Annotated in this window: 28 protein-coding genes and 1 pseudogene; 7 read left to right on the forward strand and 22 right to left on the reverse strand. The window is 60.7% G+C overall.

Annotated features, from left to right (window positions below):
- Nucleotides 1-5: 5 nt before the first annotated feature.
- Nucleotides 6-650, reverse strand: coding sequence for an HD domain-containing protein (locus tag ACSQ9D_RS04330; protein ID WP_436281293.1), 645 nt, complete (start codon nucleotides 648-650; stop codon nucleotides 6-8).
- 69 nt (nucleotides 651-719) lie between these two features.
- Nucleotides 720-2,597: a putative bifunctional diguanylate cyclase/phosphodiesterase gene (locus tag ACSQ9D_RS04335; protein WP_436281294.1), complete on the reverse strand. Its 1,878-nt coding sequence runs from the start codon at nucleotides 2,595-2,597 to the stop codon at nucleotides 720-722.
- Nucleotides 2,598-3,052: 455 nt separating this feature from the next.
- Here ACSQ9D_RS04335 and ACSQ9D_RS04340 point away from each other — a divergent pair, with 455 nt between their 5' ends.
- A complete protein-coding gene (locus ACSQ9D_RS04340; RefSeq protein WP_436281295.1) occupies nucleotides 3,053-3,361 on the forward strand; it encodes a hypothetical protein in 309 nt (102 codons plus the stop codon).
- 121 nt (nucleotides 3,362-3,482) lie between these two features.
- Nucleotides 3,483-3,998, forward strand: a complete 516-nt coding sequence (locus tag ACSQ9D_RS04345) for a superoxide dismutase family protein (RefSeq protein WP_436281296.1) — start codon at nucleotides 3,483-3,485, stop codon at nucleotides 3,996-3,998.
- A 13-nt stretch (nucleotides 3,999-4,011) separates the two neighbouring features.
- Here ACSQ9D_RS04345 and ACSQ9D_RS04350 read toward each other — a convergent pair whose 3' ends face one another.
- The 8 genes from ACSQ9D_RS04350 to ACSQ9D_RS04385 form a co-directional block, all read right to left on the reverse strand.
- The gene (locus ACSQ9D_RS04350; RefSeq protein WP_436281297.1) at nucleotides 4,012-4,584 is read right to left on the reverse strand and encodes a hypothetical protein; all 573 of its coding nucleotides are present in this window, start codon (nucleotides 4,582-4,584) and stop codon (nucleotides 4,012-4,014) included.
- 35 nt (nucleotides 4,585-4,619) lie between these two features.
- Nucleotides 4,620-5,156 (reverse strand): tyrosine phosphatase family protein, encoded by a 537-nt coding sequence (locus tag ACSQ9D_RS04355; RefSeq protein ID WP_436281298.1) that lies wholly within the window; start codon nucleotides 5,154-5,156, stop codon nucleotides 4,620-4,622.
- Complete coding sequence (locus ACSQ9D_RS04360) at nucleotides 5,153-5,725, reverse strand: YfbR-like 5'-deoxynucleotidase (RefSeq protein ID WP_436283763.1); 573 nt, start codon at nucleotides 5,723-5,725, stop codon at nucleotides 5,153-5,155. Before ACSQ9D_RS04360 ends, ACSQ9D_RS04355 begins: the two co-directional genes overlap by 4 nt.
- 29 nt (nucleotides 5,726-5,754) lie before the next feature.
- Nucleotides 5,755-6,588: a CAF17-like 4Fe-4S cluster assembly/insertion protein YgfZ gene (gene ygfZ / locus ACSQ9D_RS04365; protein WP_436281299.1), complete on the reverse strand. Its 834-nt coding sequence runs from the start codon at nucleotides 6,586-6,588 to the stop codon at nucleotides 5,755-5,757.
- 62 nt (nucleotides 6,589-6,650) lie between these two features.
- On the reverse strand, nucleotides 6,651-7,397 hold the full coding sequence (locus ACSQ9D_RS04370) for a hypothetical protein (RefSeq protein WP_436281300.1): 747 nt from the start codon (nucleotides 7,395-7,397) through the stop codon (nucleotides 6,651-6,653).
- A 17-nt stretch (nucleotides 7,398-7,414) separates the two neighbouring features.
- A complete protein-coding gene (locus tag ACSQ9D_RS04375; protein ID WP_018857413.1) occupies nucleotides 7,415-7,672 on the reverse strand; it encodes a hypothetical protein in 258 nt (85 codons plus the stop codon).
- Nucleotides 7,673-7,772: 100 nt separating this feature from the next.
- Nucleotides 7,773-8,243: a TIGR02301 family protein gene (locus ACSQ9D_RS04380; RefSeq protein ID WP_436281301.1), complete on the reverse strand. Its 471-nt coding sequence runs from the start codon at nucleotides 8,241-8,243 to the stop codon at nucleotides 7,773-7,775.
- An 18-nt stretch (nucleotides 8,244-8,261) separates the two neighbouring features.
- Nucleotides 8,262-8,681: an NUDIX hydrolase gene (locus tag ACSQ9D_RS04385; protein WP_436281302.1), complete on the reverse strand. Its 420-nt coding sequence runs from the start codon at nucleotides 8,679-8,681 to the stop codon at nucleotides 8,262-8,264.
- Between the two features lie 88 nt (nucleotides 8,682-8,769).
- On the opposite strand from ACSQ9D_RS04385, the gene ACSQ9D_RS04390 reads away from it, so the two are divergent.
- The 3 genes and pseudogenes from ACSQ9D_RS04390 to ACSQ9D_RS04400 all read left to right on the forward strand — a co-directional run bounded on the left by ACSQ9D_RS04390 (nucleotide 8,770) and on the right by ACSQ9D_RS04400 (nucleotide 10,541).
- A complete protein-coding gene (locus tag ACSQ9D_RS04390) occupies nucleotides 8,770-9,090 on the forward strand; it encodes a YnfA family protein (protein ID WP_436281303.1) in 321 nt (106 codons plus the stop codon).
- Between the two features lie 42 nt (nucleotides 9,091-9,132).
- Nucleotides 9,133-9,894 carry an SOS response-associated peptidase gene (locus ACSQ9D_RS04395; RefSeq protein ID WP_436281304.1) on the forward strand — a complete coding sequence of 254 codons (762 nt, stop codon included), beginning with the start codon at nucleotides 9,133-9,135 and terminating at the stop codon, nucleotides 9,892-9,894.
- Between the two features lie 36 nt (nucleotides 9,895-9,930).
- A pseudogene (locus ACSQ9D_RS04400) lies at nucleotides 9,931-10,541 on the forward strand (LysE/ArgO family amino acid transporter).
- Here ACSQ9D_RS04400 and ACSQ9D_RS04405 read toward each other — a convergent pair.
- The 5 genes from ACSQ9D_RS04405 to ACSQ9D_RS04425 all read right to left on the reverse strand — a co-directional run bounded on the left by ACSQ9D_RS04405 (nucleotide 10,538) and on the right by ACSQ9D_RS04425 (nucleotide 16,709).
- On the reverse strand, nucleotides 10,538-10,678 hold the full coding sequence (locus ACSQ9D_RS04405) for a hypothetical protein (RefSeq protein ID WP_167371545.1): 141 nt from the start codon (nucleotides 10,676-10,678) through the stop codon (nucleotides 10,538-10,540). The pseudogene ACSQ9D_RS04400 and the gene ACSQ9D_RS04405 overlap by 4 nt on opposite strands.
- 159 nt (nucleotides 10,679-10,837) lie before the next feature.
- Nucleotides 10,838-11,686 carry a CDP-diacylglycerol--serine O-phosphatidyltransferase gene (gene pssA / locus ACSQ9D_RS04410; protein WP_024316439.1) on the reverse strand — a complete coding sequence of 283 codons (849 nt, stop codon included), beginning with the start codon at nucleotides 11,684-11,686 and terminating at the stop codon, nucleotides 10,838-10,840.
- 17 nt (nucleotides 11,687-11,703) lie between these two features.
- On the reverse strand, nucleotides 11,704-12,402 hold the full coding sequence (locus tag ACSQ9D_RS04415) for a phosphatidylserine decarboxylase (protein WP_436281305.1): 699 nt from the start codon (nucleotides 12,400-12,402) through the stop codon (nucleotides 11,704-11,706).
- A gap of 237 nt (nucleotides 12,403-12,639) precedes the next feature.
- The gene (locus ACSQ9D_RS04420; protein WP_436281306.1) at nucleotides 12,640-14,517 is read right to left on the reverse strand and encodes an ABCB family ABC transporter ATP-binding protein/permease; all 1,878 of its coding nucleotides are present in this window, start codon (nucleotides 14,515-14,517) and stop codon (nucleotides 12,640-12,642) included.
- A 200-nt stretch (nucleotides 14,518-14,717) separates the two neighbouring features.
- Entirely contained in the window at nucleotides 14,718-16,709 is a 1,992-nt protein-coding gene (locus ACSQ9D_RS04425) for a LysM peptidoglycan-binding domain-containing protein (RefSeq protein ID WP_436281307.1), read from the reverse strand.
- A gap of 155 nt (nucleotides 16,710-16,864) precedes the next feature.
- Between ACSQ9D_RS04425 and ACSQ9D_RS04430 the strand changes: the two genes are divergently transcribed.
- The gene (locus ACSQ9D_RS04430) at nucleotides 16,865-17,491 is read left to right on the forward strand and encodes a TIGR00730 family Rossman fold protein (protein WP_436281308.1); all 627 of its coding nucleotides are present in this window, start codon (nucleotides 16,865-16,867) and stop codon (nucleotides 17,489-17,491) included.
- Nucleotides 17,492-17,559: 68 nt separating this feature from the next.
- Here ACSQ9D_RS04430 and rarD read toward each other — a convergent pair whose 3' ends face one another.
- On the reverse strand, nucleotides 17,560-18,474 hold the full coding sequence (gene rarD / locus ACSQ9D_RS04435; RefSeq protein WP_037117049.1) for an EamA family transporter RarD: 915 nt from the start codon (nucleotides 18,472-18,474) through the stop codon (nucleotides 17,560-17,562).
- A gap of 80 nt (nucleotides 18,475-18,554) precedes the next feature.
- Between rarD and ACSQ9D_RS04440 the strand changes: the two genes are divergently transcribed.
- Entirely contained in the window at nucleotides 18,555-19,448 is an 894-nt protein-coding gene (locus tag ACSQ9D_RS04440) for a protein-L-isoaspartate O-methyltransferase family protein (protein WP_436281309.1), read from the forward strand.
- A gap of 3 nt (nucleotides 19,449-19,451) precedes the next feature.
- On the opposite strand, the gene cimA is transcribed toward ACSQ9D_RS04440, so the two are convergent.
- The 6 genes from cimA to cysS are packed head-to-tail and all read right to left on the reverse strand — an operon-like array spanning nucleotide 19,452 to nucleotide 24,876.
- Nucleotides 19,452-21,068: a citramalate synthase gene (gene cimA / locus ACSQ9D_RS04445; protein WP_436281310.1), complete on the reverse strand. Its 1,617-nt coding sequence runs from the start codon at nucleotides 21,066-21,068 to the stop codon at nucleotides 19,452-19,454.
- 32 nt (nucleotides 21,069-21,100) lie between these two features.
- Nucleotides 21,101-22,057 (reverse strand): prolyl aminopeptidase, encoded by a 957-nt coding sequence (gene pip / locus ACSQ9D_RS04450; protein ID WP_436281311.1) that lies wholly within the window; start codon nucleotides 22,055-22,057, stop codon nucleotides 21,101-21,103.
- Complete coding sequence (locus ACSQ9D_RS04455) at nucleotides 22,054-22,530, reverse strand: GFA family protein (RefSeq protein WP_436281312.1); 477 nt, start codon at nucleotides 22,528-22,530, stop codon at nucleotides 22,054-22,056. Before ACSQ9D_RS04455 ends, pip begins: the two co-directional genes overlap by 4 nt.
- Nucleotides 22,527-23,015 (reverse strand): GFA family protein, encoded by a 489-nt coding sequence (locus ACSQ9D_RS04460; RefSeq protein ID WP_436281313.1) that lies wholly within the window; start codon nucleotides 23,013-23,015, stop codon nucleotides 22,527-22,529. Before ACSQ9D_RS04460 ends, ACSQ9D_RS04455 begins: the two co-directional genes overlap by 4 nt.
- Nucleotides 23,012-23,488: a GFA family protein gene (locus ACSQ9D_RS04465; RefSeq protein WP_436281314.1), complete on the reverse strand. Its 477-nt coding sequence runs from the start codon at nucleotides 23,486-23,488 to the stop codon at nucleotides 23,012-23,014. Before ACSQ9D_RS04465 ends, ACSQ9D_RS04460 begins: the two co-directional genes overlap by 4 nt.
- Nucleotides 23,485-24,876, reverse strand: coding sequence for a cysteine--tRNA ligase (cysS, locus tag ACSQ9D_RS04470; protein WP_436281315.1), 1,392 nt, complete (start codon nucleotides 24,874-24,876; stop codon nucleotides 23,485-23,487). The genes ACSQ9D_RS04465 and cysS overlap by 4 nt, the downstream gene beginning before the upstream one ends.
- Nucleotides 24,877-25,192 lie beyond the last annotated feature (316 nt).

Below are 25,192 nucleotides of genomic sequence, written 5' to 3' on the forward strand. Positions count from 1 at the left end.
TGCTCCTAGATTTCGTCCATGAATGCCGCGAGGAAGTCTCGCAGCCGTTTATCGCGTTCGGCCGCGAGCGCGCGGCCTGCTTTCGTCTGAAAGCCATCCGCCAGTTTGAACAGTTTGGTCTGGAAGTGGTCGATGACATATCGTTTGTCGTCAAGCTCTCGATTGCTGCCAGCCGGATCGAACGGGTCGTAGAGCGCGGACGACATCCGCCCACCGATATAGAAGCAACGCCCGGCGCCGACGATGCCTATCGCATCCAGCCGGTCGGCATCCTGCAGTATCTTGGCCTCCAGGGTCTCCGGCGCGACGTTCGCGGAGAAGCTGTGCGCGACGATCGCGTGCGCGACTGCTGCGATATCGTTGCCCTCCCAGCCAAGCCCTGCGAGAATAGCCGATGCCTTCTCTGCCGCCAGTGCAGAGGCCCTCGATCGTATGGGGGAGTTCTTTTCCACGGCGACGCAGTCATGCAGTAGGACGGCAGCCGCGAGGATCCTTGCATCGCCACCCTCGAGAGCCTGGATTCGCATCGCGTTCTTGAAGACACGCAAGACATGCGCAACGTCATGCGAGCCGTCGTCGCCTTCCGACGAATGCGGCACGAGCTCGGTGGCAAGGTTTTCAAATGGAGCGAAGGCCTTCGCCTGGAACATGGGATCACCGCATTGGAAGAGGGTGCCCTTCCATAAACGCAGGAACCACGAGTCGCAACGAAGTGCGTGTCAGCTCGCCCTTGCGCTGGTGTGTTGCGGTGGCTGCGACAACAGGTAAGGCACGTCGACGGCAGGCCGCGGCGGACTGATGTGATAGCCCTGGATCTCATCGCAAGCTTCACGCTGCAACAGCGCCAGCTGCTCGGCCGTTTCCACACCTTCCACAGTTACGCGCATGCCGAGCGCATCGCCGAGAAGGATGATGGCGCGCATGATCGCAAAGGCTTCCCTGTCTTCGACGATACCGTTGACGAACGACTTGTCGATCTTGATCTTGTCGAAGGGGAACCGCCGGAGATAGCTCAGCGATGAGTAGCCGGTGCCGAAATCGTCCATGGCGATGCGAATGCCGCTTTGTTTGAGCACGTGCAGGATGGGCAGGGCCTCATCGAGATTTTCCATCAGCACACTCTCGGTGATCTCGATTTCCAAACGGCAGGCCGCAAGCCGTGTTTCTGCCAGTGCCGCGGCGACATCGGCCGGCAGATCACTGTTCGTGAATTGAATGGCTGAAACGTTGACCGCGACCTTGATATCTTCCGGCCAGTGCACCGCATCGCGGCAGGCGCGGCGCAGCACCCAGCGTCCGATGTCGACCACGAGCCCGACCTCTTCCGCAAGAGGGATGAATTCCAGCGGCGGCACTCGACCACGCGTCGGGTGGTTCCATCGCACGAGCGCCTCGAAACCGCAGATCCGCTGTTGGTTAAGATCATAGAGCGGTTGATAATGAAGCTCGAACTCCTCTCGCTCGACGGCTTTGCGCAAATCCGCTTCCAGTGCATGCCGCGCTTCGATTTCAGCTTCCATCTCGGCGGTGAAGAAACGTTCGCCGTTGCCGCCGCTGCTCTTGGCGTGCGACAGCGCGACGCCGGCATGTTTCAGCAGGACATCCGTCTCCGTTCCGTCTTGCGGACTGATGGCGATACCCATCGACACGCTGAGCTCGACGGCTTTGTCGCCGCGAACGAACGGCTCGGAAAGTTCCCGCCGGATCTGGTCGGCAAGAGCCGTGACATTCCACGGCTGCTGCCGCCCGGATTGGAGAACCGCAAATTCGTCCGAGCCAAGGCGTGCCAGCACATTGCCAGCGCCGGCCGACATGCGGATGCGCTCGGCCACCTGCCGCAGGATCTTGTCACCGGCCGAAACGCCGAGCGTGTTGTTGATTGATTTGAAGCGATCAAGATTGAGGTGCACGAGGGCGATGTGTTCCTCCGGCTTGCGGGCGGCCAGCGCGGTGTCGATGCGTTCCCTGAGGCTGATGCGGTTCGGCAGGCCCGTCAGCGGATCGTGATGAGCGAGATAGGCAATACGCTCGGCCGCTTTTCGGTCTTCGGTGATGTCGGCGTGGATAGAAATATTGCTCCCATCGGGCAGTACGGTGATAACGCTCTGGATCGTGCGGCCGTCTTCCATCACCCATTCGCGGTGACGGATGTGTCCGCCCCGCGAGGCGGCGTCACGCAAACGGGAAACCTTTTTCTCAACTCGCTCGTTGCCGCGGATCTTTGCGATCAACGATCCCATCGAAGCGCCGGGAGAGGCCTCCTCGCTGCTGAACCCGAAGAGTTGCCGGAAGCGGATGTTGCAGACGATTAACCGCTGCTCCGAGTCGAAGACACTCAGGCCCTGAGGCAGGTTGTCGAGTACGATCCCGAAGAGGCGCTTCTGCTCCGCGAGGTCTTCCTTTGAGGCAAAGAGGCTGCCCTTCAGCTCGCCGTTTTCCTTGACGAGCAGTCGAGAACGATCCTCGGCGGCGCGCTTCTTTCCTGCCTGCAGCCGATATGTCTCGACGACAAGAGCCATCAGACGCTCGGCGTCGGCAGACCCGTCCTCATTGACGGCGGTTGTGCACTGCTGCCGAAAAAGGGCTTCAGCGTCCATTTGCGGCAATCTCCACGTCGGGAGAGAAAGGAAGGTGTGCGGAGCCCAATGAACCGCCTGCTAACCTGCAATTGCGACGCGGCGCGTCAGACATGAAAGGACCTTCTGAAACAATCAAAAAACTATCGTCAATACAATCTTAAACTCAACCGGCATGTGCCACCGTGGCAAAGATAATCCATTGGTCGCATTAAAATTCCATTGCAACGCAAACGAATATATCGCTGGCACTATATTTGGCTGCTTCAGCCGAAATGCGCGCAAATGCAGGCGATCTGAGCCCGGGCCACACGTCGCTGATGCGCCAAGATCACACTTTGTCAATCATGGTTAATGGCATGTTAACAGCTTATTGACGCAGTGCGCAAATCAGTTTAACGACCGATTAATCTTTGTTTTTCCCCATTTCGTATTGCGTACAAACATCACCGAAACGGCGGTGAATGGAGGTTTGTATGAGCCAGGTTTCATCGGTTAGTGATACGTCCTACGCGTATCTCGCGACGCTGTCGCGGCTGGACACAAATGGCGACGGCGTGCTGAGCAGGGGCGAGCGGGCGGCTGATGATAAGCCGGGCATTCTAAAGCAGTTGGGCGAAGAAGATACGATCCAGGATTTTGCACCCAAGCTGTCTGACGGCGTGCTTGCGTTCATGATGGCCACTCGCGAGAGCGGAAGCGTCAACTTCTATCAGCAGCATAACGCTTCCAACGATCTGTATAAGAGCACCTACGGTCAGTACGATCTCGATACCGTCGCCTGATCGCGCTGTGCGCCAAATTCGCAAGGCCGGCCCAGGGGTCGGCTTTTTTCTTTGCTGCCATTTCAGGAACAGCTTCACGCCTCGCACGTTGAAAACAGCGATGCAAGGGAAGGAAGCTCCAATGAAAACAGTCCTCTCGATTGCCGCTTTGGCGTTCATTGCGGTCTCTTCGGACACGTTGGCTCAGGACAAGCAAACGGCCACTGCGGACTTCGTCGGCGGTGACGGAAAGGCAAGCGGTCGGGCCACTCTGACGGCTGCAGCGAACGGCGGTGTACTGATCGAGGTCGAAGTCGCTGGATTGCCTGCGAACAAATGGGTCGCATTCCATGTCCACGAGACCGGCAATTGCGACGCGGCCGGGCATCACGAGTCGGCTGGAAAACACTTCAATCCGACCAATGCTGAGCATGGTCTGTTGTCAGCAAAGGGACCCCACGCCGGTGACATGCCTAATCAGTATGTTGACCAAGATGGTGTTCTGCGGGCGCAGATCTTTGACGGCATGGTCACCCTCGACGGCAAGACCGATGGCATCCGCGGTCGAGCGCTGATCGTTCACGCCAGTTCCGATGATTATCGCAGCCAACCTGCAGGGGATGCGGGCGAGCGCCTGGCGTGCGGCGTCATCAAGTAAGCTAAGCTGCACGTCAGCGATAGTAGTATCGCTCGGCGTACCACTCGCTTGATGCCATGGGCTTATCCGTCGCGACCCATTGCCCGGCACTGCTCGCTTCGAGCAGATCGGCGGTGGCGTGGTCCTCCAGCCCGACAAATATGATATTGGTGTTTTCGCGCAGCAGGGGATCGATGCCGAAGCCGATGCGGCCGTCTTCTCCCCAGTACAGCAGGTTCATCCTGACATAGAAGAACTCAGCCTGGTATTCAGCACCTTCGTCGCTGAAGGCATGCGCGACGTCGATGACAGACTTCTGCGGTCCATCATAGACGGTGATGGCCTCGTTCAGGCCGAATGTCGCCCCATAAAGCGTGATCGAGCGCGTCGGAACCGATCGAGTGGCGCCGGTGGTCACGTCCATCTGCTGGCCGAAGAAGCTGGTTTTGACACCATCCAGATCTCCGCGGAAGAAATAGGAAAATCGGTCACGCGTGAGATAGATCGCTTGCCACCGAAACCGCGCATATTCGTCGGACGCGCTTGTCAGGCTCCCGAGTGTCGCCAAACAGCTTACAAACGTATCGCGATAATTCTGCAGCGGCATCGATCAACCTCCTCTGGAGGTTAACCGGTATCGGTTCAAAACGTTCCGGCAGTCGGCTCTTCCACGTTCAGCGTAAACGGCGCGTTTCCGTCCGCATCGGCGCCTCGTCCGATAACGCGAACCGCATCGACCAGCCGTCCCCTGCGGCCGAGCATGTCGTCACCGATTTGAACGAGCCGCGCATTGGGTGTCGCATAGGGGGAGGCAGCCCGCAGCCGGCGGACGAGCACCATGTCCTCTTGCTCCGGCGACACGGAAAGAGCGGCAATCAAGGCGGCGGCGGGCGATCGTGATACACCCATCCAGCAGTGGATGAGAAGAGGCGCGCGCCGATCCCAATCGCGCGCAAAATCGATGATCTCCCGCACATGGGTTTCATCAGGCGCGACAAGGTTACCGGTTCCCTTGAAGGCGATGTCATTCATATTCAGGAGGAGGTGCCGGTGCGCCTGGATCACGGCAGGCCGGTGAAAGGCTTGCTCTTTCGCCATCAGGCTAATCATCTCGCGCGCGCCATGCCTGACCGCCATCTCGGCGATCAGGGAAAGGGGCGCAATAACGATCCTGGTCATGCTTTGCCGCCTCGCATGGCCTCGATTGCCTCGAAGCGCTCGCAAAAGAGGCGTTGCGCCTCGACAGCAGGCAGCGGGGTCATTAACAGCATGTCCTTCGTGATCCCGCGTGGCTGGCCGAAGAACTTCTGCGCCTCCGCCGAGGTAAAGCCGGCAAGCTGCGTCGCCTCGAAATAAGCGGCGATGGTGTCGGCCTTCTTTATCCTGTCCTTGAGCTCGCGTGTTGGGTGAGGCGGCAGGCCGAAGCGAAGATGGACGGCTGCCTCCAGCCGCGTTTCGACGGCCTTGTATCCACCGCCGACGACCGACTTGAATGGTGAAATCATGTCGCCGATCACATATTCCGGCGCATCATGCAGCAGCGCCATCAGGCATTGTTCGGCGGTCGCGTCGTTGAGGCGGCGGAAAATGTCCTCAACGACAAGGCAATGTTGGGCGACGGAGAAGGCGTGATCGCCCGAGGTCTGTCCATTCCAGCGGGCGACGCGCGCAAGTCCATGTGCGATATCGCTCACCTCGACGTCGACGGGAGAGGGGTCGAGCAGATCGAGCCGGCGGCCAGAAAGCATGCGTTGCCACGCGCGCGGCGCCTTTGCGGTCACGCGCTTGCCTCGTCCGCCGTCGACGGGAATGTCAGCCCCGTCCAGGCAGGCAATTCCAGGGTAACGGATGTGTCGCCTGCCAGCAGCGGCGTGTGTGCTGCCATGGCTTCACCGGCACGGTCGATGCGAACGATCGCAAGGCCGCCTTTTCCCACGACCGAGCCGAGCGCGCCGACCGGCTTGCCCGCGGCGGTTATCTCCGTCCCCGATGGCGGGAGTGCCACCTCGGCCTTCACCGTAACGACGCGGCGGCGCGCCGTTCCACGATGCTGCATGCGTGAGACGACCTCCTGGCCAACATAGCAGCCCTTCTTGAAGGAGAGGCTGCCGTTGAAATCCATCAGGACATCGTGCGGGAAGGCATCCTGCAGGGCATAATCCTGTCCCGACACGGCGATGCCATTCGAAATGCGCAACGCATCGTAAGCCTCGAGATCATCGGTGCCGTGCTGCCCCGGTCGCCGGACAAGAGTGATGCCGGCCTTGGCAAAACGGCTGTCGGCCAGCCCATTGTTTGTAGTTTCCCAGGAAACCGTGACGCCTTCGCCGGCAGGCGATAGGTCGACGGCAGCCCGGAGCTTATACATCGTCAGTCGCTTGAGCAGGGCGTCGCGCTGATGATCGTCCGTCTCGATGACGAACCCGTCGCCGTCCCGCCAGATCATGAAGTCGAAGAGGATTTTGCCCTGTGGGGTCAAGAGCCCGCCTGGCCGCGCTTCGTCGGCCGAAAGTGCGGCGATGTCTGTGGTGATCAGGTTCTGCAGGAAGGATTGAGCCTCTGAGCCGCTGACCCGGATGAGCGAGCGGTTCTTCAGAAATACGGCTGGCATGGCGGCACCTGTCGCGTTCGTTATCGCTCAGAAGTATGTCTTCGCTTAAGGGTTCGCAAGCCTCAGTCGCCGGCGGTGAAGTACTTCCACTTGCCATCGGGGGTGATGCCCAGGCGATAGAAATTATAGCCGCCGAATTCCTGCATGTCGGACAGGTCACCCGCTGTAACGATGCGTAGCAATTCGACCCGCTCGGGAGGTGTCAGCGCCTTGAGATCCTTCTCGGCGAAGTAGGGCCAGACGTACATCTCGTCAGGCGTGCCTTGGCCAACATGAACGAACCCGGTGGAAATGATGTCGAGCATGATCGCCAGGATCTCGTCGCCCTCGGGATCGCCCGAAAGGTCCTTGAGTGCGCTGATTGGATCGTCGGTCGGCTCGCCGACTGTTACCTGGGTCTGGCCGGAGCCTGTGCCGAGCAGAGGCCGCAGCCGCTCGAGATCGCCCGAAGCGGCAGCTTCGACGATCTGCTCGCGCATCTTGCGAACGGGCTCGGGGACCTTGCTGATATCGTAGATGACTTCGACAGGCTTCGTGCTGTCCTGGGCGCCGGGTGTCTTGTCGTTGCCCTGGCCGGCCTGCGAGTTGACCAGCGGGTCGGGCATCGGAACGCCGGGCGCCGTTGGCGATGCTGCGGGCTTTTCGCTGCCTTGGCCCTGAGCGCTTTGTTCAGCTTGGCCCGGGGTCTTCTGCAGCTCGGAAAGTGCCAGGGCCGAGGTCCCGGTCAAAAAGCTGCTGGCGCTAAGGCCGATTGCAAGCAAAAGCGGCGCGATCGCGGGCCGCGAAGCATTGTCCCTAGCGGTATGCATGAAGCTCTCTGTGATCGTTATTGCAAGGTGCGGTTCGGAGAAAACTCGCCGGCAAGCATGCGCTCCCGCAAGGAATCCAGCAGCGCTTCGGCACTGTTTTCGCCATGGAGGCGAATGGTTTCACGTAGCGCATGGATGATTGCTGTATCGGCGATGATCTCGGGTTCGATTCCGTCTGCCATGCCGTCGGCCCAGGCTTCATTATGGTACTCCAAGGCCGCCTGAGTCTTCTCATGAACGATCATGTCGTCGATGTCATTGAGGCTTGGTTCCATTGTCATTTCCTCAAACTGCATGCCTTACTGCCTAGTTAACAACCTTATCAGCCTTTTCCCAAAACGACACGGCCGGGTGCGAAAAGAGGTTAATTAACCGTTAATTTCCGAACCGTGACGTAATTTCTGTGGCAAGTGTTGCACCTTCGGCACGGTATCGCTCTTCTGCCACGATGGCTGCCTGCGTGCAATCCGTATAAACCGACGCGAAGGCGCGGTAGCCGCGATTGAAGGCCGCGGTCAACTGTTCCTTGCGCTGCGGCTCGTCTTTGGCTTCTGAATCAAGCAATTGCTGCATGCGCCCTCGCCATTCGCTGCTGTTTTCCGCTTTGCACAGAGTCCTCAGGTAGTGAACTGAGCCCAGCACTTCAGCAAGCCGCGAGAGCTTGTCGTCATAGGGCACGCTGACCGCTTTTGGCGCATTCTCCTCCGGCAGTGTTGGCGTCGGGCCCTGTGCCCATGCGGGGGCGGGTAGGGCGGCGCTTGCGCACAATGCAAGAGACAGGAACGCGCATCGAACGGGAATCATGCTCGTAGTTGATACGCTGACAGTGACGGGAACAAGGCGCATGCAGGAATTTCCACTTGCTTATTCACTGCCGGACGCCAGGCGTTCGGCGCATTCAAGCACGCTTTGAGGGGCGGGCAGTCGGCGGATCTCTTCCACGCTGAACCAGCCGAGGTCGGCTGCGTCGTCGGCGGCGATCGCGACGGTCTCGTCGTCCGCCTCGACTTGAAACACCGAAAGGAAGAAATGGCTCACGATCGTGCCGTCGGCGGAATGTGTCTTCAGATCGTATGTTGCAAAGAGCCGAGGGCCGTGTGCCTTTATGCCGGTCTCCTCTTCGAATTCCCGCAGCGCGGTTTCCGCGGGCGTCTCGCCGGGTTCGGCCCGTCCTCCCGGAAAGGCATACATGTCGGCCGACGGCGGATTGCGCCGGAGCACGAGGAGGAACCGGTCGCCGCGCTGCAGGATGGCGGAGGATGCCGCCTTCGGAGTGGAAGTCATAGGGGGATCCGCGTCGATTGGTGGTGGCTGTACTTGGCGCAACCGACGTTCCGCCGGATATTGAGTTCGGCGATTCGAAGGAGCTTCCGTGACTTATATCATCTATGCCGCTGCAGCTGTTTTCGAGATTGCCGGTTGCTTTGCATTCTGGGCGTGGCTGAAAATGGCAAAGCCTTCCTGGTGGCTCGCGCCAGGCATGGTGTCTCTGGCGCTGTTCGCCTGGCTTCTTACGCTTGTGCCGAGCGAGGCCGCCGGCCGCACATTTGCCGCCTATGGCGGCATCTACATCGTCGCCTCGCTGATGTGGCTGTGGATTGTAGAGAGCCGCGCGCCCGACCGCTGGGACATCGGCGGCGCGCTCGCCTGCCTCGGCGGCACTGCAATCATACTGTTTGCTCCGCGTGGCTGAGTGTGCCTTGACCATAGCGGGTCTGAGTGCAAAGACATCCCCATGTGTGGACGTTATGCGCTGACGATTTCCCCCGAAGAACTCAAGGAAATCCTGGGGATCATGGATCTCGAGGATTTTCCCGCGCGTTACAACATTGCCCCGACCCAGCCCATCCTGGTCGTCGTCTCCGATGAAACGAGGGAGAAAGGCAGCAATCTTCCCGAGCGGCGCGCGGTGCTCGTGCGCTGGGCCTTTACGCCCGGCTGGGTAAAGGATCCGAAGCAATTTCCGCTCCTGATCAATGCCCGCGCCGAAACGGCGATCGGCAAGGCATCGTTTCGCGCCGCCATGCGCCATCGGCGCGTGCTCGTGCCCGCTTCCGGATTCTATGAATGGCATCGCCCCAGCAAGGAGAGCGGCGAGAGGTCCCAGGCCTATTGGATCAAGCCGCGCGGCGGCGGTGTTGTCGCGCTCGCGGGCCTGATGGAAACGTGGTCCTCCGCCGATGGTTCGGAGGTCGATACCGGCGCGATCCTGACGACTGCGGCAAACTCTGCCATCGCTCCGATCCACGACCGCATGCCCGTCGTCATCAAGCCGGAGGACTTTTCGCGCTGGCTGGATTGCAAGACACAGGAGCCGCGCGATGTTGTCGACCTGATGAAACCGGTGGAAGAGGATTTCTTCGAGGCAATCCCAGTTTCCGACAAGGTCAACAAGGTGACCAACATGGGGGCCGATCTGCAGGAAAGAGTGGCCGTCGAAAAGCCGCCATCGCCTGAAAAGAAAAAGCCGGACGATGGCCAGCTGAGCTTCTTCTAGTCGGTTACTCCCACCGCGTCATTGCCGGAAAATCACATGATCTCCTTCTCGGCCGCGCTTGCAGGCTTCTTTCTCGGCGCCTCGCTCATCATCGCAATCGGCGCACAGAACGCGTTCATTCTGCGTCAGGGCCTGCTGCGGTCGCACGTCTTCATCCTGTGCCTGATCTGCGCTCTATCGGACGCCGTGCTGATTGCCGCCGGCGTTGCCGGGCTTGGAACGCTCGTCGCCCGGTCGCCGATGCTCATCTCGGTCGTGACGCTGGGGGGCGCGATTATGCCGTGATGGCATTTCGCCGGGTCCTCCATCCGGGCGCCATGCAGGCCGGTTCTCCACAAGCGCCGGGTCTGAAAGCCGCCGTGGCGCCCTGCCTGGCGTTCACCTTCTTGACCCGCATGGTCTATCTGGACACGGTTGTTCGGCTCGGCAGCCTGTCCGCAGCCTATAGCGGCGCGCACCGCTTGGCCTACGGCCTCGGCGCGGCGACCGCATCATTCGTCTGGTTCTTTGGATTGGGTTGCGGCGCTCGCCTGCTGCAGCCAGTCTTCGCAAAACCCGCCGCCTGGCGGGTTCTCGATATCATCATCGGCGTTGTCATGGGACTGCTGGCCATCAGCCTGGTCGTCCGCTTTTTTGGAGGTTCTTAGGCAGGCTTCTTGATCAGAGTCGGCTTGCTCTTGAGCATCAGGGCCGCCGCAAGGACGGCCTTCAGGCCGAGCGGGCGGTAGTTAGCGCTGAGGTCGGACTTTGCCGGCTGTTCGACGCTTGTCTTCTTCGGGGTCACAATACTCTCCTTACGTGCTGTCCCTAGACTCTTATATTTATTGCTCTTTTGCCTGTAATAGCGACAAAATAGAGGCGCCGCATATCAGGAATTATGTATCTAATGCATAATTCGCGAGGCTTGAGTCAGGCATTCTTCCGCAACGAGAGTCGGAACATGTCAGATGTGCCGGCCGATATCGTCTTCGCCAACACCGGGTTCCTCGATCGTCAGCGTGCCGTATTTGCGCTTCCATTTGCGGGCGCCGAAGGGCAACGTTAGGAGGTAGAGAACCGCGGTCACGACCATGACTTCCCAGGTGAAACTCGATAGCAGCGCAACATAGAGAACGACGCCGAGCATCACCGGAAGCACCAGATCACGCCGCAGTCTGCTGCCTTCGGACTTTCCGGACCAGACAGGAAGACGGCTGATGAGGAGGAAGGCGATCAGAACCGTATAGGCCGAGGAGAGATAGGCGAAGGTGCGATCCGTCGTCAGGCCGAGAAAGCCCAGATAGACAGGCAGCAGCACCAGCATCGCGCCGGCTGGCGCGGGCACGCCGACGAAATACTCAGACTGCCACGTTGCCTTGTTCTCGCGCTCGGCCATGACGTTGAAGCGGGCTAGGCGAAGGCCCGCCGCAATCGAATAGATCAGGGCGGCGATCCAGCCGATCGAGCGGGCCTGATCCAGTGCGAAGACATAGACGACGAGTGCGGGCGCGACGCCGAAATTCACGATGTCCGCCAGCGAATCCATTTGCGCGCCGAACTTCGACGTCGCCTTCATCAGGCGGGCAACACGGCCGTCGATCCCGTCGAGGAATGCAGCCAGAAGCACCATGCCGACGGCCAGCTCGTACCGGTTCTCGAATGCGAGGCGAATGCCGGTGAGGCCGGCACAGATCGCCAGAATCGTGATGAGGTTGGGTATGATGAGGCGAAGCGGAATCTCGCGAAGCCGCGGTCCGCGGCCCGAATCATCAGGAGGGCCGTTGGGCTCGAAGGGCGGGAAGGGCGTTTCCATGTCGCTCTCCAGTACTGTTAGCTTCGGCGGCTGACGACAGGACCCTTGGCTGCGCCGAATTCGGCCAGCACGGTTTCTCCGGCAACGGCCGTCTGGCCGAGTGTCACCCGGGGCGCTGCGCTCGCCGGCAAAAACACGTCAAGGCGTGAGCCGAAACGAATGAGGCCAAAGCGCTCGCCAGCATCCAGAGGCTCGTTCGCGTTTGCCCAGCACAGGATACGTCGTGCAACAAGGCCGGCGATCTGAACGACGCCGATCTGGCCGTGCTTTGTTTCGATAACAAGGCCATTGCGCTCGTTGTCCTCGCTTGCCTTGTCGAGTTCGGCATTCACGAAGCCGCCCGACCGGTAGTTGACGCTGACGATCCGCCCGCGCACCGGGGAGCGGTTCACGTGGCAGTTGAAGACATTCATGAACACCGAGATACGCAGCATCGGCTCGCTGCCGAGGCTCAGTTCGGCGGGCGGCACGACCATCTGGACCGATGACACCTTGCCATCGGCCGGGGAGATGACGAGATCGTCGTCCTGAGGCGTCATTCTCTCGGGATCGCGGAAGAAATAAGCGCACCAGAGCGTCAGGATCAGGCCAATCCAGAACAGCGGCTTGAAGATCCAGCCCAGGACCAGCGAGGCGACGAAGAAGGCGGCGATGAAGGGATACCCTTCCTTGTGCACCGGAACGATCGTGTTGCGTACCGTATTGAACAAGCTCATTTATACCGCGCTCCTAAAGCATGTCTCTCGAAGGCGGGAACCGGCTTGGCCAAAGACATGCGTGAAAACAAAGAACTAAAGCGCGACAAGCGAATCTCAAAGATCGCGCCGTGCTTAGTGTTCTTTTCTCATCGCTGGTTACAGCGAAACCGCCGCCGGGGCAATGCTGCGGCTCCTTGACCCACATCTATGACGGGTTTCTGAACAGCAAAGCAGCCCGATTGCCGTCCACTCAGCTTAGCTCGCGGGCGCAAGCCTGCTCACGACGCCCATGTCGTCGCTCTCGCGGACCTGCTTCAGATGCTCTTCGGCCTGCGTTGCCTCGCGCTGGCGGTTCCACATCGAAGCATAAAGGCCATTCTTCTGGAGAAGCACGGTGTGGGTGCCGCGCTCTGCAATCTCGCCGCTCTTCAGAACGATGATCTCGTCCGCGCCGATGACGGTGGACAGGCGGTGGGCAATGACCAGCGTCGTGCGGTTCTTGGATACGACATCGAGCGCGGTCTGGATGTCCCGCTCGGTGGTCGTGTCGAGGGCCGACGTCGCCTCGTCGAGGATCAGAATCGGTGGCGCCTTCAGGATCGTCCGCGCGATCGCAACGCGTTGTTTCTCGCCGCCCGAGAGCTTCAAGCCCCGCTCGCCGACCTTAGTCTCAAAGCCCTCCGGTAGCAGATCGATAAAGTGCGCGATCTGCGCGATCTCGGCCGCGGTTTTCACCTCGGCTTCGCTGGCGGAAGGGCGCCCATAGCGGATGTTGTAGGCGACCGTATCGTTGAAAAGGACGGTGTCTTGCGGAACCATCCCGATCACCGATCGCAAGCTTTTCTGGGTGACCGTCCTGATATCCTGACCGTCGACTGAGACTGAGCCGCTCTGAATGTCATAGAAACGGTAGAGCAGACGCGACAATGTCGATTTTCCAGCGCCCGACGGCCCAACGACGGCAACGGTCTTGCCGGCAGGCACCTCGAAGGAAATGCCTTTGAGGATCGGACGGGCAGGGTCATAGGAAAAATGCACGTCCTTGAACGAGATGGCGCCTTGCTTGATATTCAAAGGTGCGGCATCGGGGGCATCCATCACTTCAGCCTTGACTTCGAGGAGATCGAACATGTGCTCGATATCGGTCAAGCCCTGGCGGATTTCACGGTAGACGAAGCCGATGAAGTTTAGCGGGACGGAAAGCTGCAGCAGCATGGCGTTGACGAAGACGAAGTCGCCGACCGTCTGCTCGCCGCGTTGGACCGCAAGGGCCGACAGGATCAACATCACTGTCGTGCCCAGTCCGAAGATCACGCCCTGGCCGAAGTTGAGCCAGCCGAGCGAGGTCCAGACATCGGTGGCCGCCTTCTCGTAGCGTTCCATCGACCTGTCGAAGCGCCGGGCCTCCATCTCTTCGTTGCCGAAGTACTTGACCGTCTCGAAGTTGAGGAGGGAGTCGATTGCCTTGGTGTTGGCGTCGGTATCGCTGTCGTTCATCGTGCGGCGGATGGCGATGCGCCAGTCGCTGGCGCGGATCGTGAACCAGATATAGGCCCAGACTGTGAACGCGGTGACGGCGAGATAGGAAAAGCCGTAGCCCCACCAGAAGATGATGGCCGTCAGCAGGAACTCGATCAGCGTCGGGACGGAGTTGAGGATCGTGAACCGCACGATGGTCTCGATCCCCTTTGTGCCGCGCTCAATCACGCGCGAAAGCCCACCGGTCTTTCGTTCGAGGTGGAAGCGCAGCGACAGTTCGTGCATGTGCACGAAGGTTTTGTAGGCCAACTGCCGCACGGCGTGCTGCCCGACACTGGCAAAGAGCGCGTCGCGCAACTGGTTCAGACCGAGTTGGAGCAGGCGGGTGAGATTGTAGGCGACGACCAATGCCGTTGCACCAACAAGCAGGTCCGGCACCTTGCCGGCCAGATCCATCCTCCCGTTCAGCGCATCCGTCGACCACTTGAAGAAATAGGGGACGAGCAGCAGCACGAACTTGGAAACGAGCAGGTAAACCGAGGCCCAGACGACGCGCATCTTGAGATCCGGGCGGCCGGTCGGCCACATATAGGGCCAGAGATTGAACAGCGTCCGCAGGAGATTGGAATCCGAGACTGTTTTGTCGTTTGCCATGCGAATCTCCTGCCAAAAGGCGCTGATGGCGCTGTGTTGCCGACAAATTGGGAGCGGCGGAAATGCCGAAAAGGCCTCGCCGGACATGATCGTCGTCACCGCCAGATAGGTTGGCGGGAGCAATACAACAATTGGACACTGCAGGAAAAGAGCGGCCGGGCATGATATCCGTCCGGCCGCTCTATTAAGAGTATGATCGCCTAGAGATGCTCGCCCGAAAGCCGCTTGCGGTGAAGCTCTTCCGCGTTTGGCAAGGCGTCCTTGGGAAGACCGAAGATCTGGCCCGGCAAGATCCGATCCGGGTTTGTGATCTTGTCCTCGTTGGCGACGTAGATCGTCGTATAGCGCACGCCCGCGCCGTAGATGCGCCGCGATATCTGCCAGAGCGTGTCGCCACGGCGGATGATGACCGTCTCGTTACTTGGAGCGAGCGGTGCCTGCTCGATCGTTGTCGGTCCGCCTTGGTCTCCTGCGACTTGGTTGGTCGCCGCTGCGTCCGGCGTGGCCGCAGGGCCGGTCAACTGGGCGATCTCGCCGCCGAGCTTGCCCAGTGCAGTGCCGACGGATTCCGCATCCTTCGGCAGAGCCTGCAGTGTCTGCAGGGCGCCGGCGGCGGCCTGGGCCGCTGTCGAAGCCTGTTGTTTGAAGTCGGCTGTGGCATCGGCTGCCGCGCGGAATTCCATGATGGCACGCAGGGCGAACTCGTTGGCGGAGCGGGCTGCGGCGAGCTGTTCTGCTCCCGGCAATTTGCCGTCGGCGAAGAGCCCGCTGAGCAGAGAGAAGGCCTTGGCGGCATCGTTCTTCAGCTTTCCGAGCGCGCCTTCATCCAGCGGCACCATCCCTGCCGTGTCCCCGGCATTGGGATTGGCCCCTTGCGCGGCAACCGTCACCTGATTTCCTTCCGGACGGTTGAAATTCACCGAGGCGCGCAAGGCGACCTTGCCGGCGTCGTCGAGAACGTCGACGCGAATCTTGTGATCGCCGACGGAAAGCGGCATCACGCCATCGATCACGAAATGCCCATCGGGACCGGCCTTCGCCTTGCCAACCAGCTTGTCATCCGCATAGGCGACGACGTTTGCCAAAGGCTTCGCCGCGCCTGCGACAAAGATCTTGTCGCCTTCGATCTCGACGGCGCTGACCACAACGTCGGCAGCCGTAGCTGTGCTTGTCTGTGTGCCAGAGGCTGCGGGCGCGTTCGCCACATCCGTCGAGCCCGGCGTGACTTGGGCTGCAGGCTGATCAGACGGAGCGATGCCGCCATTGGAGGCAAGCTGGGCGTCCGGCTTGGGCGCCGTGATGATGCGACTTGCGGTGCCGGACTTGGAAACCATAGCCAGCAGTTCGGAGCTCTTGCCATCCTTGGGAACGGATACGGTCGCGACTTCTTCCGATGTCGAGGCCTTGCCATCCTTGCCGGTAGCCCGCAGGACGAGCTGGTGATCGCCGGCGGCAAGCGGATTGTCGAGCACGGCAGCAAAGTCGCCGGTCGGACCGACGTCGGTCGTGGTCACGACCTTATCGCCGTCCATGATTTCAAGCTTGCTGTTCGGCTCGGCCGAGCCGGCAATGACGGTGGACCCGTCCGGTTCGACGCGTAGCAAATCGAATGTCGGGAGCTTGCTGGCGCCCTCTGCAAGGGCAACCGCGGACGGTTGGCTCGCGGGCGCGCCGGCTTCCGTGGAGCCTGTCAGCGCCGCTTCAGCCATCGCAATCGCCGCTGTCGCATCGGCAGTGGTTTCCGGCAGGGCCTTGATGATGGTGAGTGCCTTCGCTGCGCCATCCTTGGCTTTGGAGGCGGCGGCCGCCGTGACCGGGTTCGTGCCATCCGGGATCGCAAGGTCTGCAAGTGCCTCAAGCGAGGTCGCAGCTTTCGACTTGGCGGCTTCGAAAACTTCCTGGGTCGGGCCCTTGCCGTCGGCAAAGAGCGCCTTAAGTTGCGAAATGGATTGGCTTGCCTCCGAAGCAAGGCGCCCGACTGTCTGGGTCGTCGCGGCATCGTCCGGGGCTGAGGGGCGCGATGTCTTCGCGGATTCGGTGACCGTCTTCTTCACTTCGGAGCCGGCCTGGTTGATTGCGTCACCAACTTTGGCGGCGTCTCCGCCGATGCGGGGCATGACGAAAAAGACCATCAACAGAATTGCGACTACAAGCACTGCAAGGGCCAGCAAGCCGGCACGGTTTCTCATCATCACGTCTCCCCAGGCGGCAATCTTGCCGGACTTCCTAAAATTGCTAGCGATTCCCGCTGCTTTGCACAAGCAGTCAAAGTAGCCAGGCAAATGTAAGACGCAGGTTTTCCGTCATTTTTCTTGACTGGAGCCAGAGAGAATAGTTGTTTGCCCGTATGACAGATCAATCTCATTCCATTCGCTCCATCTGTGTCTACTGTGGCTCGCGACCGGGCAGCGATCCTCGCCACATGGCGGCCGGCCGTGCGCTGGGTAAGGAAATCGCCGAATATGGCCTGCGCCTCGTCTATGGTGGAGGCACCAAGGGCATCATGGGGGCTGTGGCGAGCGGCGTGCTTTCGAACGGTGGTCAGGTAACCGGCATCATCCCCGAGTTCCTGATCGACATGGAGGCTACGCGCCATTCCCTCGGCCAGCTCAATGAGCTGATTGTAACGCCTGATATGCATACGCGCAAACATGCGATGTTCGAGCGCTCCGACGCCTTCGTAGCGCTGCCGGGCGGCATCGGCACGCTGGAGGAAATCGTCGAGATCATGACCTGGGCGCAGCTCGGCCGTCACGAGAAGCCGATGGTGTTTGCCAACATCGGCGGCTTCTGGGATCCGATGATGGAGCTCATGCGCCACATGACAGACGAGGGTTTCGTCCATACGGCCCATCGCGTTCAGCCGCTCGTGATAGACGACATATCCGAAATCATCCCCGGCATCATGGCACAGGCGGCCGAGATCGCATCCCTGGACCGCGAGGGTGAGGATGACGTGATCTCGAAGATGTGACGCGTTCCTAGATCAGGATGACTTTAGGCCGATGGGCCTGAAATCTAAATGCTGCCCCGGCTCCTGCTCTAGCGCTCCCGGCTGCCCTTGAGCATCGCCCAGCTGTAGAGGAACAAGCCTGCCCAGATCAGCGGGAAGGCGATCATGCGCGCCGTGCCGAGTGGCTCGTGGAACACGAAGATCGCGATGAGGAAGATCATCGTCGGCGCGATGTACTGCATGATGCCGATGGTCGAAAGCCGCAGCAGCTTGGCGCCATTGGCATAGATCATCAGCGGTACGGCGGTGACGATGCCGCAGCCGAGCAACAGGGCGGTATCGGCCCAGCCGGTGCGATAGAAGTGTCCTTCGCCGCTGCCGAGCTCCAGATAGAGAACGTAGAACAGGGCCGGGACGCTGAGGATCAGCACCTCGAGGAAGAAACCCTGGTTCGGGCCGAGCGGCAGCGTCTTGCGAAACAGCGCATAGAGACCCCAGGAAATCGTCAGCGTCAGCGACACCCACGGCAAGCCGCCGCTATCAAGCGCCAGTACGACGACCGCGAGGCCAGCCAACGCAATCGCTGCGATTTGCACAGGTTGCAGTCGCTCTTTCAATACCACGGCGCCGAGGAAGACGCTGAACAGCGGGTTGATGAAATAGCCGAGCGCTGCATCGATCGCGTGGCCGCTGCCGATCGCCCAGACATAGGTGCCCCAGTTGACCGTGATCAGGGCAGCGGTGAGCGCCGCCATGGCCAGCATCCGCGGTGATCGCAACGCCGTGTGGATATCTTGCGTGCGGCCGAGGACGACGAGCACCAGCCCTGCCAAGGGCAAGGACCAGAGGATGCGATGAGCGATGACCTCCGCCGGCGAAATATGAGCGACGGCCTTCATGTAGATCGGCAGGAAGCCCCACAATAGATACGCCGTCAGCGCAAAGGCGAAGCCACGCGGACTGTCTTCGTTCTTGACGATCGGAGCGCTTGCATTGGCGGACATCGAGTGTTTCCATATTTGATCTTGTTATCGATCCGCTTATCGCAACGGACGTGAATAGGCCAATTCATTTCGGTGAATGGATGCCGGCCATCGCGACGGTGAAGACCATGGACGAAGAGGCTCTTGCGAACTGCCGAAGGGCGTTTGCCGCGCAGGTGCTTTCGAAGGAGGGCGTGCAAGGCGACGACGCGCTGTTGCGCGCCTTCGCGACGGTGCCGCGCGAGCGGTTCCTGGGGCCGCCGCCGTGGAAGATGGCGAGTTGGTGCGGCTATGTCGATATTCCCTCGGGGGATCCCTCTGTCGTCTACCAGGATGCCCTGTTTGCGCTTCAGCATGAGCGGCATGTCAACAACGGCAGCCCGAGCTTGCATGCCAGGGGCATCCATAAGCTGGCGCTCCGCCGTGGGGAAACGGTCTGCCATGTAGGCGCCGGCAGTGGCTACTACACGGCGATCATGTCCCTGCTGGTTGGCGGCGATGGCCACGTCACTGCCGTCGAATTCGATGAGGAGCTGGCGAGGCGCGCAGAGGATAATCTGCGAGCCTATCCGAACGTTCTTGTCGTCCGTGGCAACGGGGTCGAATGGCCGCGCGAGCTGACCGATGCCGTCTATGTAAATTTTGCCGTCCATTTTCCGGCCGAAGCCTGGGTGGAGCGGTTGAGTGTTGGCGGTCGACTGATCATGCCGCTGGGCGTGCCCGACGTCGACGCGGCAGGCCCGACCGGGCTTGCTTCCTACGCTGGTTTCTTCCTGTTCCGCCGCGAAGAACATGGCTACGCAGCCGAGTATCTTGGCCCGGTCGCGTTTGTCTGGGCGGAGGCCGTGGCGGGTGGTTTCGACAGCTACAGGCGGCTCGAAGCCGCCTTCAGCAGGGGTGGTGTGCAGCATGTCCGCGCCCTGCGCTGGAAGACCGCACGGCAGGGCAAGGAGTGGTATTCGGAGGCGGATTGGGGCCTCGTATTCGGTATGTGAAGCCTATTCGGCGGCGATCTTGCCGGCCAATTGCCGGTTTTTCATCAGTTTGTAGATCACCGAGTCCATCAGCGCCTGGAACGATGCGTCGATGATGTTCTCGGATACACCGACCGTCCACCAGCGAACCCCGTCGCTATCGGTCGATTCGATGAGAACGCGGGTGATGGCCTCGGTCCCGCCGTTGAGGATACGGACCTTGAAGTCGGCCAGAACCAGATCATCGATCTCGTGCTGATATTTGCCGAAGTCCTTGCGCAGCGCGAGGTCGAGCGCGTTGACCGGACCGTCGCCTTCCGCGACCGACATGATCGTCTGCCCGTCGATGACGATCTTCACGACGGCTTCCGAGACGATTTTCACGCGGCCATGGGAATCGAAGCGGCGCTCGACCATGATGCGGAAGCCCTCGACAGAGAAGAATTCCGGGATCGTGCCGAGGGTCCGCCGAGCAAGCAGCTCGAAGCTGGCATCGGCGCCCTCATAGGCATAGCCCGATGCTTCACGCTCCTTGACCAGCGCGATCAAGCGGTCGAGCTTCGGGTCGTCCTTGCCGACCTCGATGCCGCGGCGCTTTAGCGCGTTGATGAAGTTCGCCTTGCCACCCTGGTCTGAGACCATGACCTTGCGGAAATTACCGACGCTTTCAGGCGTCACGTGCTCGTAAGTGCGCGGATCCTTGAGCAAAGCCGAAGCATGAATGCCGGCCTTTGTCGCAAAGGCAGACGCGCCGACATATGGCATCTGATGATCGGGCGAGCGGTTCAACAGCTCGTCGAAAGCGTGCGAGAGTCTGGTGAGATTCAACAATCGCTCGGTGTCGATCGAGGTTTCGAACCGGGATGAATACGTTTCCTTCAACGCCAGCGTCGGGATTAGGGTCACGAGGTTGGCATTGCCGCAGCGCTCGCCGATGCCGTTCAGCGTGCCCTGGATCTGCCGCACACCCGCTTCCACGGCGGCAAGCGAATTGGCGACCGCCTGACCGGTGTCGTTGTGCGCGTGGATGCCAAGACAGTGACCGGGAACGCCCGCCGCAATAACCGCGTGGACGATATTCCGGATTTCCGGCGGCTGCGTGCCGCCATTGGTGTCGCAGAGCACGACCCAGCGTGCGCCGGATTCATAGGCGGTCTTGGCGCAGGCGATAGCATAGGCGGGGTTTGCCTTGTAACCGTCGAAGTAATGTTCGCAGTCGACCAGTGCCTCCTTGCCCGCGGCGACGGCGGCCTTGACGCTCTCTGCGATGCTTTCGAGGTTTTCCTCGTTGGTGCAGCCGAGTGCCACCTTCACGTGATAGTCCCAGCTCTTGGCGACAAAACAGATCGCGTCGCTCTCGGCCTGCAGTAGGCTCGCCAGGCCCGGGTCGTTGGAGGCTGAAATACCGGCTCGCTTCGTCATTCCGAAGGCGACGAAGCGAGCTTGCGCCGTGCGCTTCTCGCTGAAGAAGGCAGTATCCGTCGGATTGGCGCCAGGATAGCCGCCTTCCACGTAGTCAAGGCCGAACTCATCAAGCATGCTTGCGATCGCAATCTTGTCCTCGACGGAGAAGTCGATGCCGGGCGTCTGCTGCCCGTCGCGGAGCGTCGTGTCGAACAGGTAGATCTTTTCGCGTGTCATGATGGTGGTCCTGTCGGCCTTGTGGCTCGTTATTACTTTCCGGCGAACTTGTCCGTAGCGCGGATCAGCTTGTCGAGGATGCCTGGTTCAGAATAGGCGTGTCCGGCGCCTTCGATCAGATGGAATTCTGCCCTTGACCATGCCTTGTGCAACAGCCAGGCATACTTTGCCGGGCAGGGCATGTCGTAGCGGCCGTGCACGATGACGCCGGGAATGTCCTTCAGCTTATAAGCATCGCGCAGCAACTGTCCTTCGTCCATCCAGCCCGCATTGACGAAGAAGTGGTTCTCGATGCGCGCGAAAGCATAGGCGAAGTCGGCCTCCTCGAACTTGCCGCTGGTCGACTTTTCCGGCAGCAGCGTGATCGTCTCGCCTTCCCAGATGCTCCAGGCTTTGGCGGCCTCTAGGGCAACGGCCCGGTCCGCGCCGGTAAGCCGGCGATTGTAGGCATGCATCATTTCATGGCGCTCTTCCGACGGGATCGGCGCAATGAAGCGCTCCCATTTGTCGGGGAACATTTCCGACACCCCGAACTGATAGTACCAGTCAAGCTCGGCCTTGGTGAGCGTATAGATGCCGCGCACGATCAGCTCGGAAACACGCTCCGGATGCTTCTCGGCATAAGCGAGCGCCAGCGTCGAGCCCCACGAGCCACCGAAGACCTGCCACTTCCCGACGCCTGCCATCTCACGCAGCCGCTCGATGTCGGCGACAAGGTGCCAGGTCGTGTTGGCATTGAGATCGGCGTGCGGCGTGGACTTGCCGCAACCACGCTGGTCGAACAGCAATACGTCGTACAGCGCAGGGTCGAAGAGGCGGCGGTGGCTCGGCGAAAAGCCGCCGCCAGGCCCGCCGTGCAGGAATACCGCCGGCTTTGCACCCCGCGTGCCCGAACGCTCCCAATAGATCTTATGGCCGTCGCCGACGTCGAGGTAGCCGGAGGCATAGGGTTCGATTTCGGGGTAGAGGGTACGGAGCACTTCAGTCATATTTTGACGCCTTCGGCTGGCCAGATTGCAGTGTCGTGATCGGGATGCTGGAAGGAAATGATTGCCTCCTGCTGCGCGTAGTAATCCGGGTCCTTGTGAATGGGTTGGTCGAAGATCGTCTCGACCCAGGGAATGCGGGCGTCATAGTTGACCTGAATTTGCGGCGCCAGATCGCTGCGGTCGTCGAATGTTCCGATCGCCAGCTCGAGGCCACCCGGGTGGCGGTAGGTCATCGGCGTGCCGCAATTCTTGCAGAAGCCGCGCTCGATATTGACGGAGGACTGGAAATAGCTGGGCGCGCCGCGCGTCCACTGCATGCCTTCGTCCGGCACCGTGACCAGCGCGGAGAAGAACCCGCCGAACTGCTTCTGGCACATACGGCAGTGGCAGATCGAGGGACGGCCAAGCTTGCCGCTGATGCGGAATCTAACTGCGCCGCATTGGCAGCCGCCGGTTCGAATGGGTTCGCTCATTCTGACGCTCCGGTTGGCCAATGGGCCGTGTCGTGATCGGGATGCTGGTGATTGCTCGCGGCAATCGCGTTCTCGCGATCGGGCGTTTCCGGTTCCGGCTCGACGGGCAGGGCATCGAGCTCGTGAAACCAGCTCATCCTGCCTCCGATGTTCGATTGCATCACCGGCTTGACGCTATCGGGATCGTCCAATGAGCCGAGCACGATGTTGATGAAATCTGCATCCGGAACATCGTAGAAAAGCGGCGTCCCGCAGTCCGCGCAAAAGCCGCGGCGTACGATACCGGAAGAGTGGAACCATTTGGGCTCGCCGCGCGTCAGTGCAAAATCTGTTCGCTTTGCTGCAGCCAGCGGCATGAAGTAGTTTCCGGCCGCCTTCTGGCACATGCGGCAGTGGCAGAGGTGGGGATAGCCGAGTTCGCCGACGGCCCGGTAGCGAACCGCGCCGCACTGGCAACCTCCGTTCAGAGCCGCAGCTGGTGTCATGAATTTCTCTCCTCAGGCCACGTCGTCGTGTCATGGTCCGGATGCTGGTAGGATACGATGTCGAGCACGAAGGGAGCGGCCTCGGCATCTTCTTCCGTCTCTCGGGCGGGCAACTCATGCAGGTGGTCAACGAAGCCGATCTTGCCTTCGGTGCCGAACTGGATGACTGGCGGAAGGGCGGACGGGTCGTCGAACGCGCCCGCCGCGACCGCCATGCCATCCGGCGCCTCGTAAGTCATCGGCGTGCCGCAATCGGCGCAAAAGCCGCGCTCGACCATGTTGGACGAACGAAAGCGCTTGCGCTCGCCGCGGGTCCATTCGAACTCGGCGCCACGCACGGAGACCAGCGGTGCGTAATAGGCACCGAACGCCTTCTGACACATGCGGCAATGACAGATTGACGAATCCTTCAACGTGCCGCGAACGCGAAAACGGATCGCCCCGCACTGGCATCCACCGGTATAGGTGTTCATCTCTTCACCTCCCACTTCGTCACCCGTTCGCCTGTGGCCGGATCCTTGCCGTCCTTCAGCTGGATGCCTTCGGCAAGCAGGGTGTCGCGTATTTTGTCGGCCTCGGCGAAGTTCTTCGCCTTGAGCAATTCGAGCCGCGCCTTCACGCGTCGGTCGATTTCAATGGCGACCGCTTCGTCGATTTCTGCCTTCTCAGGCAGGACGCCGAGCAGGGCCGCGCTGGCGGCAAATGTTGCGTGATCGCCGGACTGGGCAAGCGCATGCAACGCTTGAATGGCCGCCACCGTGTTGAGGTCGTCGGCCAAAGCGCTGAGGACGGCGGCGTCGGGCTGTGCGCCCGCTGCGTCCGCTGCCGGCCACTTGGCGAGCACCCGTTCGGCCTCTTCCAGCCGCTTGACCGAAAAGTCGATCGGCTCGCGGTAATGGGTCATCAGCATGGCAAGACGCAGTACTGCGCCGGGCCACTGCCGGCCGCCGAACTTCTCGGTGTGCAGCAATTCGTAGATAGTGACGAAATTGCCTTCCGACTTCGACATCTTGCGGCCCTCGACCTGCAGGAAGCCGTTGTGCATCCAGACGTTCGCCATGACCTTGGTGCCATGGGCGCAACGCGACTGGGCGATCTCGTTCTCGTGGTGGGGGAAGATCAGGTCGAGGCCGCCGCCGTGAATGTCGAAGACCTCGCCGAGATAGCGTTCGCTCATGGCCGAGCATTCGATATGCCAGCCCGGGCGACCGCGCCCCCAGGGGCTTTCCCAGCCGGGTTCGTTGTCGCTCGAAAGCTTCCAGAGGACGAAGTCACCCGGGTTTTTCTTGTGCGCCTCGACCGCGACGCGGGCGCCGGCCTGCTGTTCCTCGAGGTTGCGCCTGGAAAGCGCGCCGTAATCTCCCATGGATTTCGTATTGAACAGCACTTCGCCCTCCGCCTGATAGGCGTGGCTCTTGGCAATCAGCTTCTCAATGATCGCGATCATCTGGGCAATGTTGTCGGTCGCCCGCGGCTGGATCGTCGGATCAAGGCAGCCGAGGGCCTTGGCGTCTTCGAGATATTGCGTCTCGGTTCTTTCGGTGACCAAGCGGATCGCCTCGTTCAGAGGCAAGCCGGGGTGGTCGCGCAGAGCCCGCGCATTGATCTTGTCATCGACGTCGGTGATGTTGCGCGCATAGGTAACATGTTCGACGCCGTAGACATGGTTCAGCAGCCGAAACAGCACGTCGAAGATGATGGCGGGACGCGCGTTGCCGATATGGGCGTAGTCATAAACAGTCGGGCCGCAAACATACATGCGGACGTTCTGCGAATCGATCGGCACAAGGGCCGCCTTTTCGCGCGTCAGCGTGTTGTAAAGCTTCAGTTCCGGCTTCTTAGTGTCTGGCGTGCCGGCCATGTCTACTCTCCCAAATGCAATGATCCAATAAATTCTACCACCGGCGGGCCGGGGCGTTTCTCATCTTGGACTTTTCAGGAGACGAAAACGGCCAGGCCAGCGAGCGCGCTAGCGAATAATCTTCCGGCAGATAATGCAGGTAACCGTTTTCATGGCGGGTTTTATGGCGCGGGAACAGGGTTTGGTCAAGGGGGTGAGGAGCGGTCCGGCGTCAGCCGGACCAATTGATCCAGTGAATCGATTGCAGCGACGAACGCCCGAAGCGTAAGCGCAGGGCCGGGGTGCCTCCCGCATCGCAGGACAACAGAATTCTGCT

Source organism: Rhizobium sp. LjRoot258 (assembly GCF_964254185.1).
GTDB lineage: Bacteria > Pseudomonadota > Alphaproteobacteria > Rhizobiales > Rhizobiaceae > Rhizobium.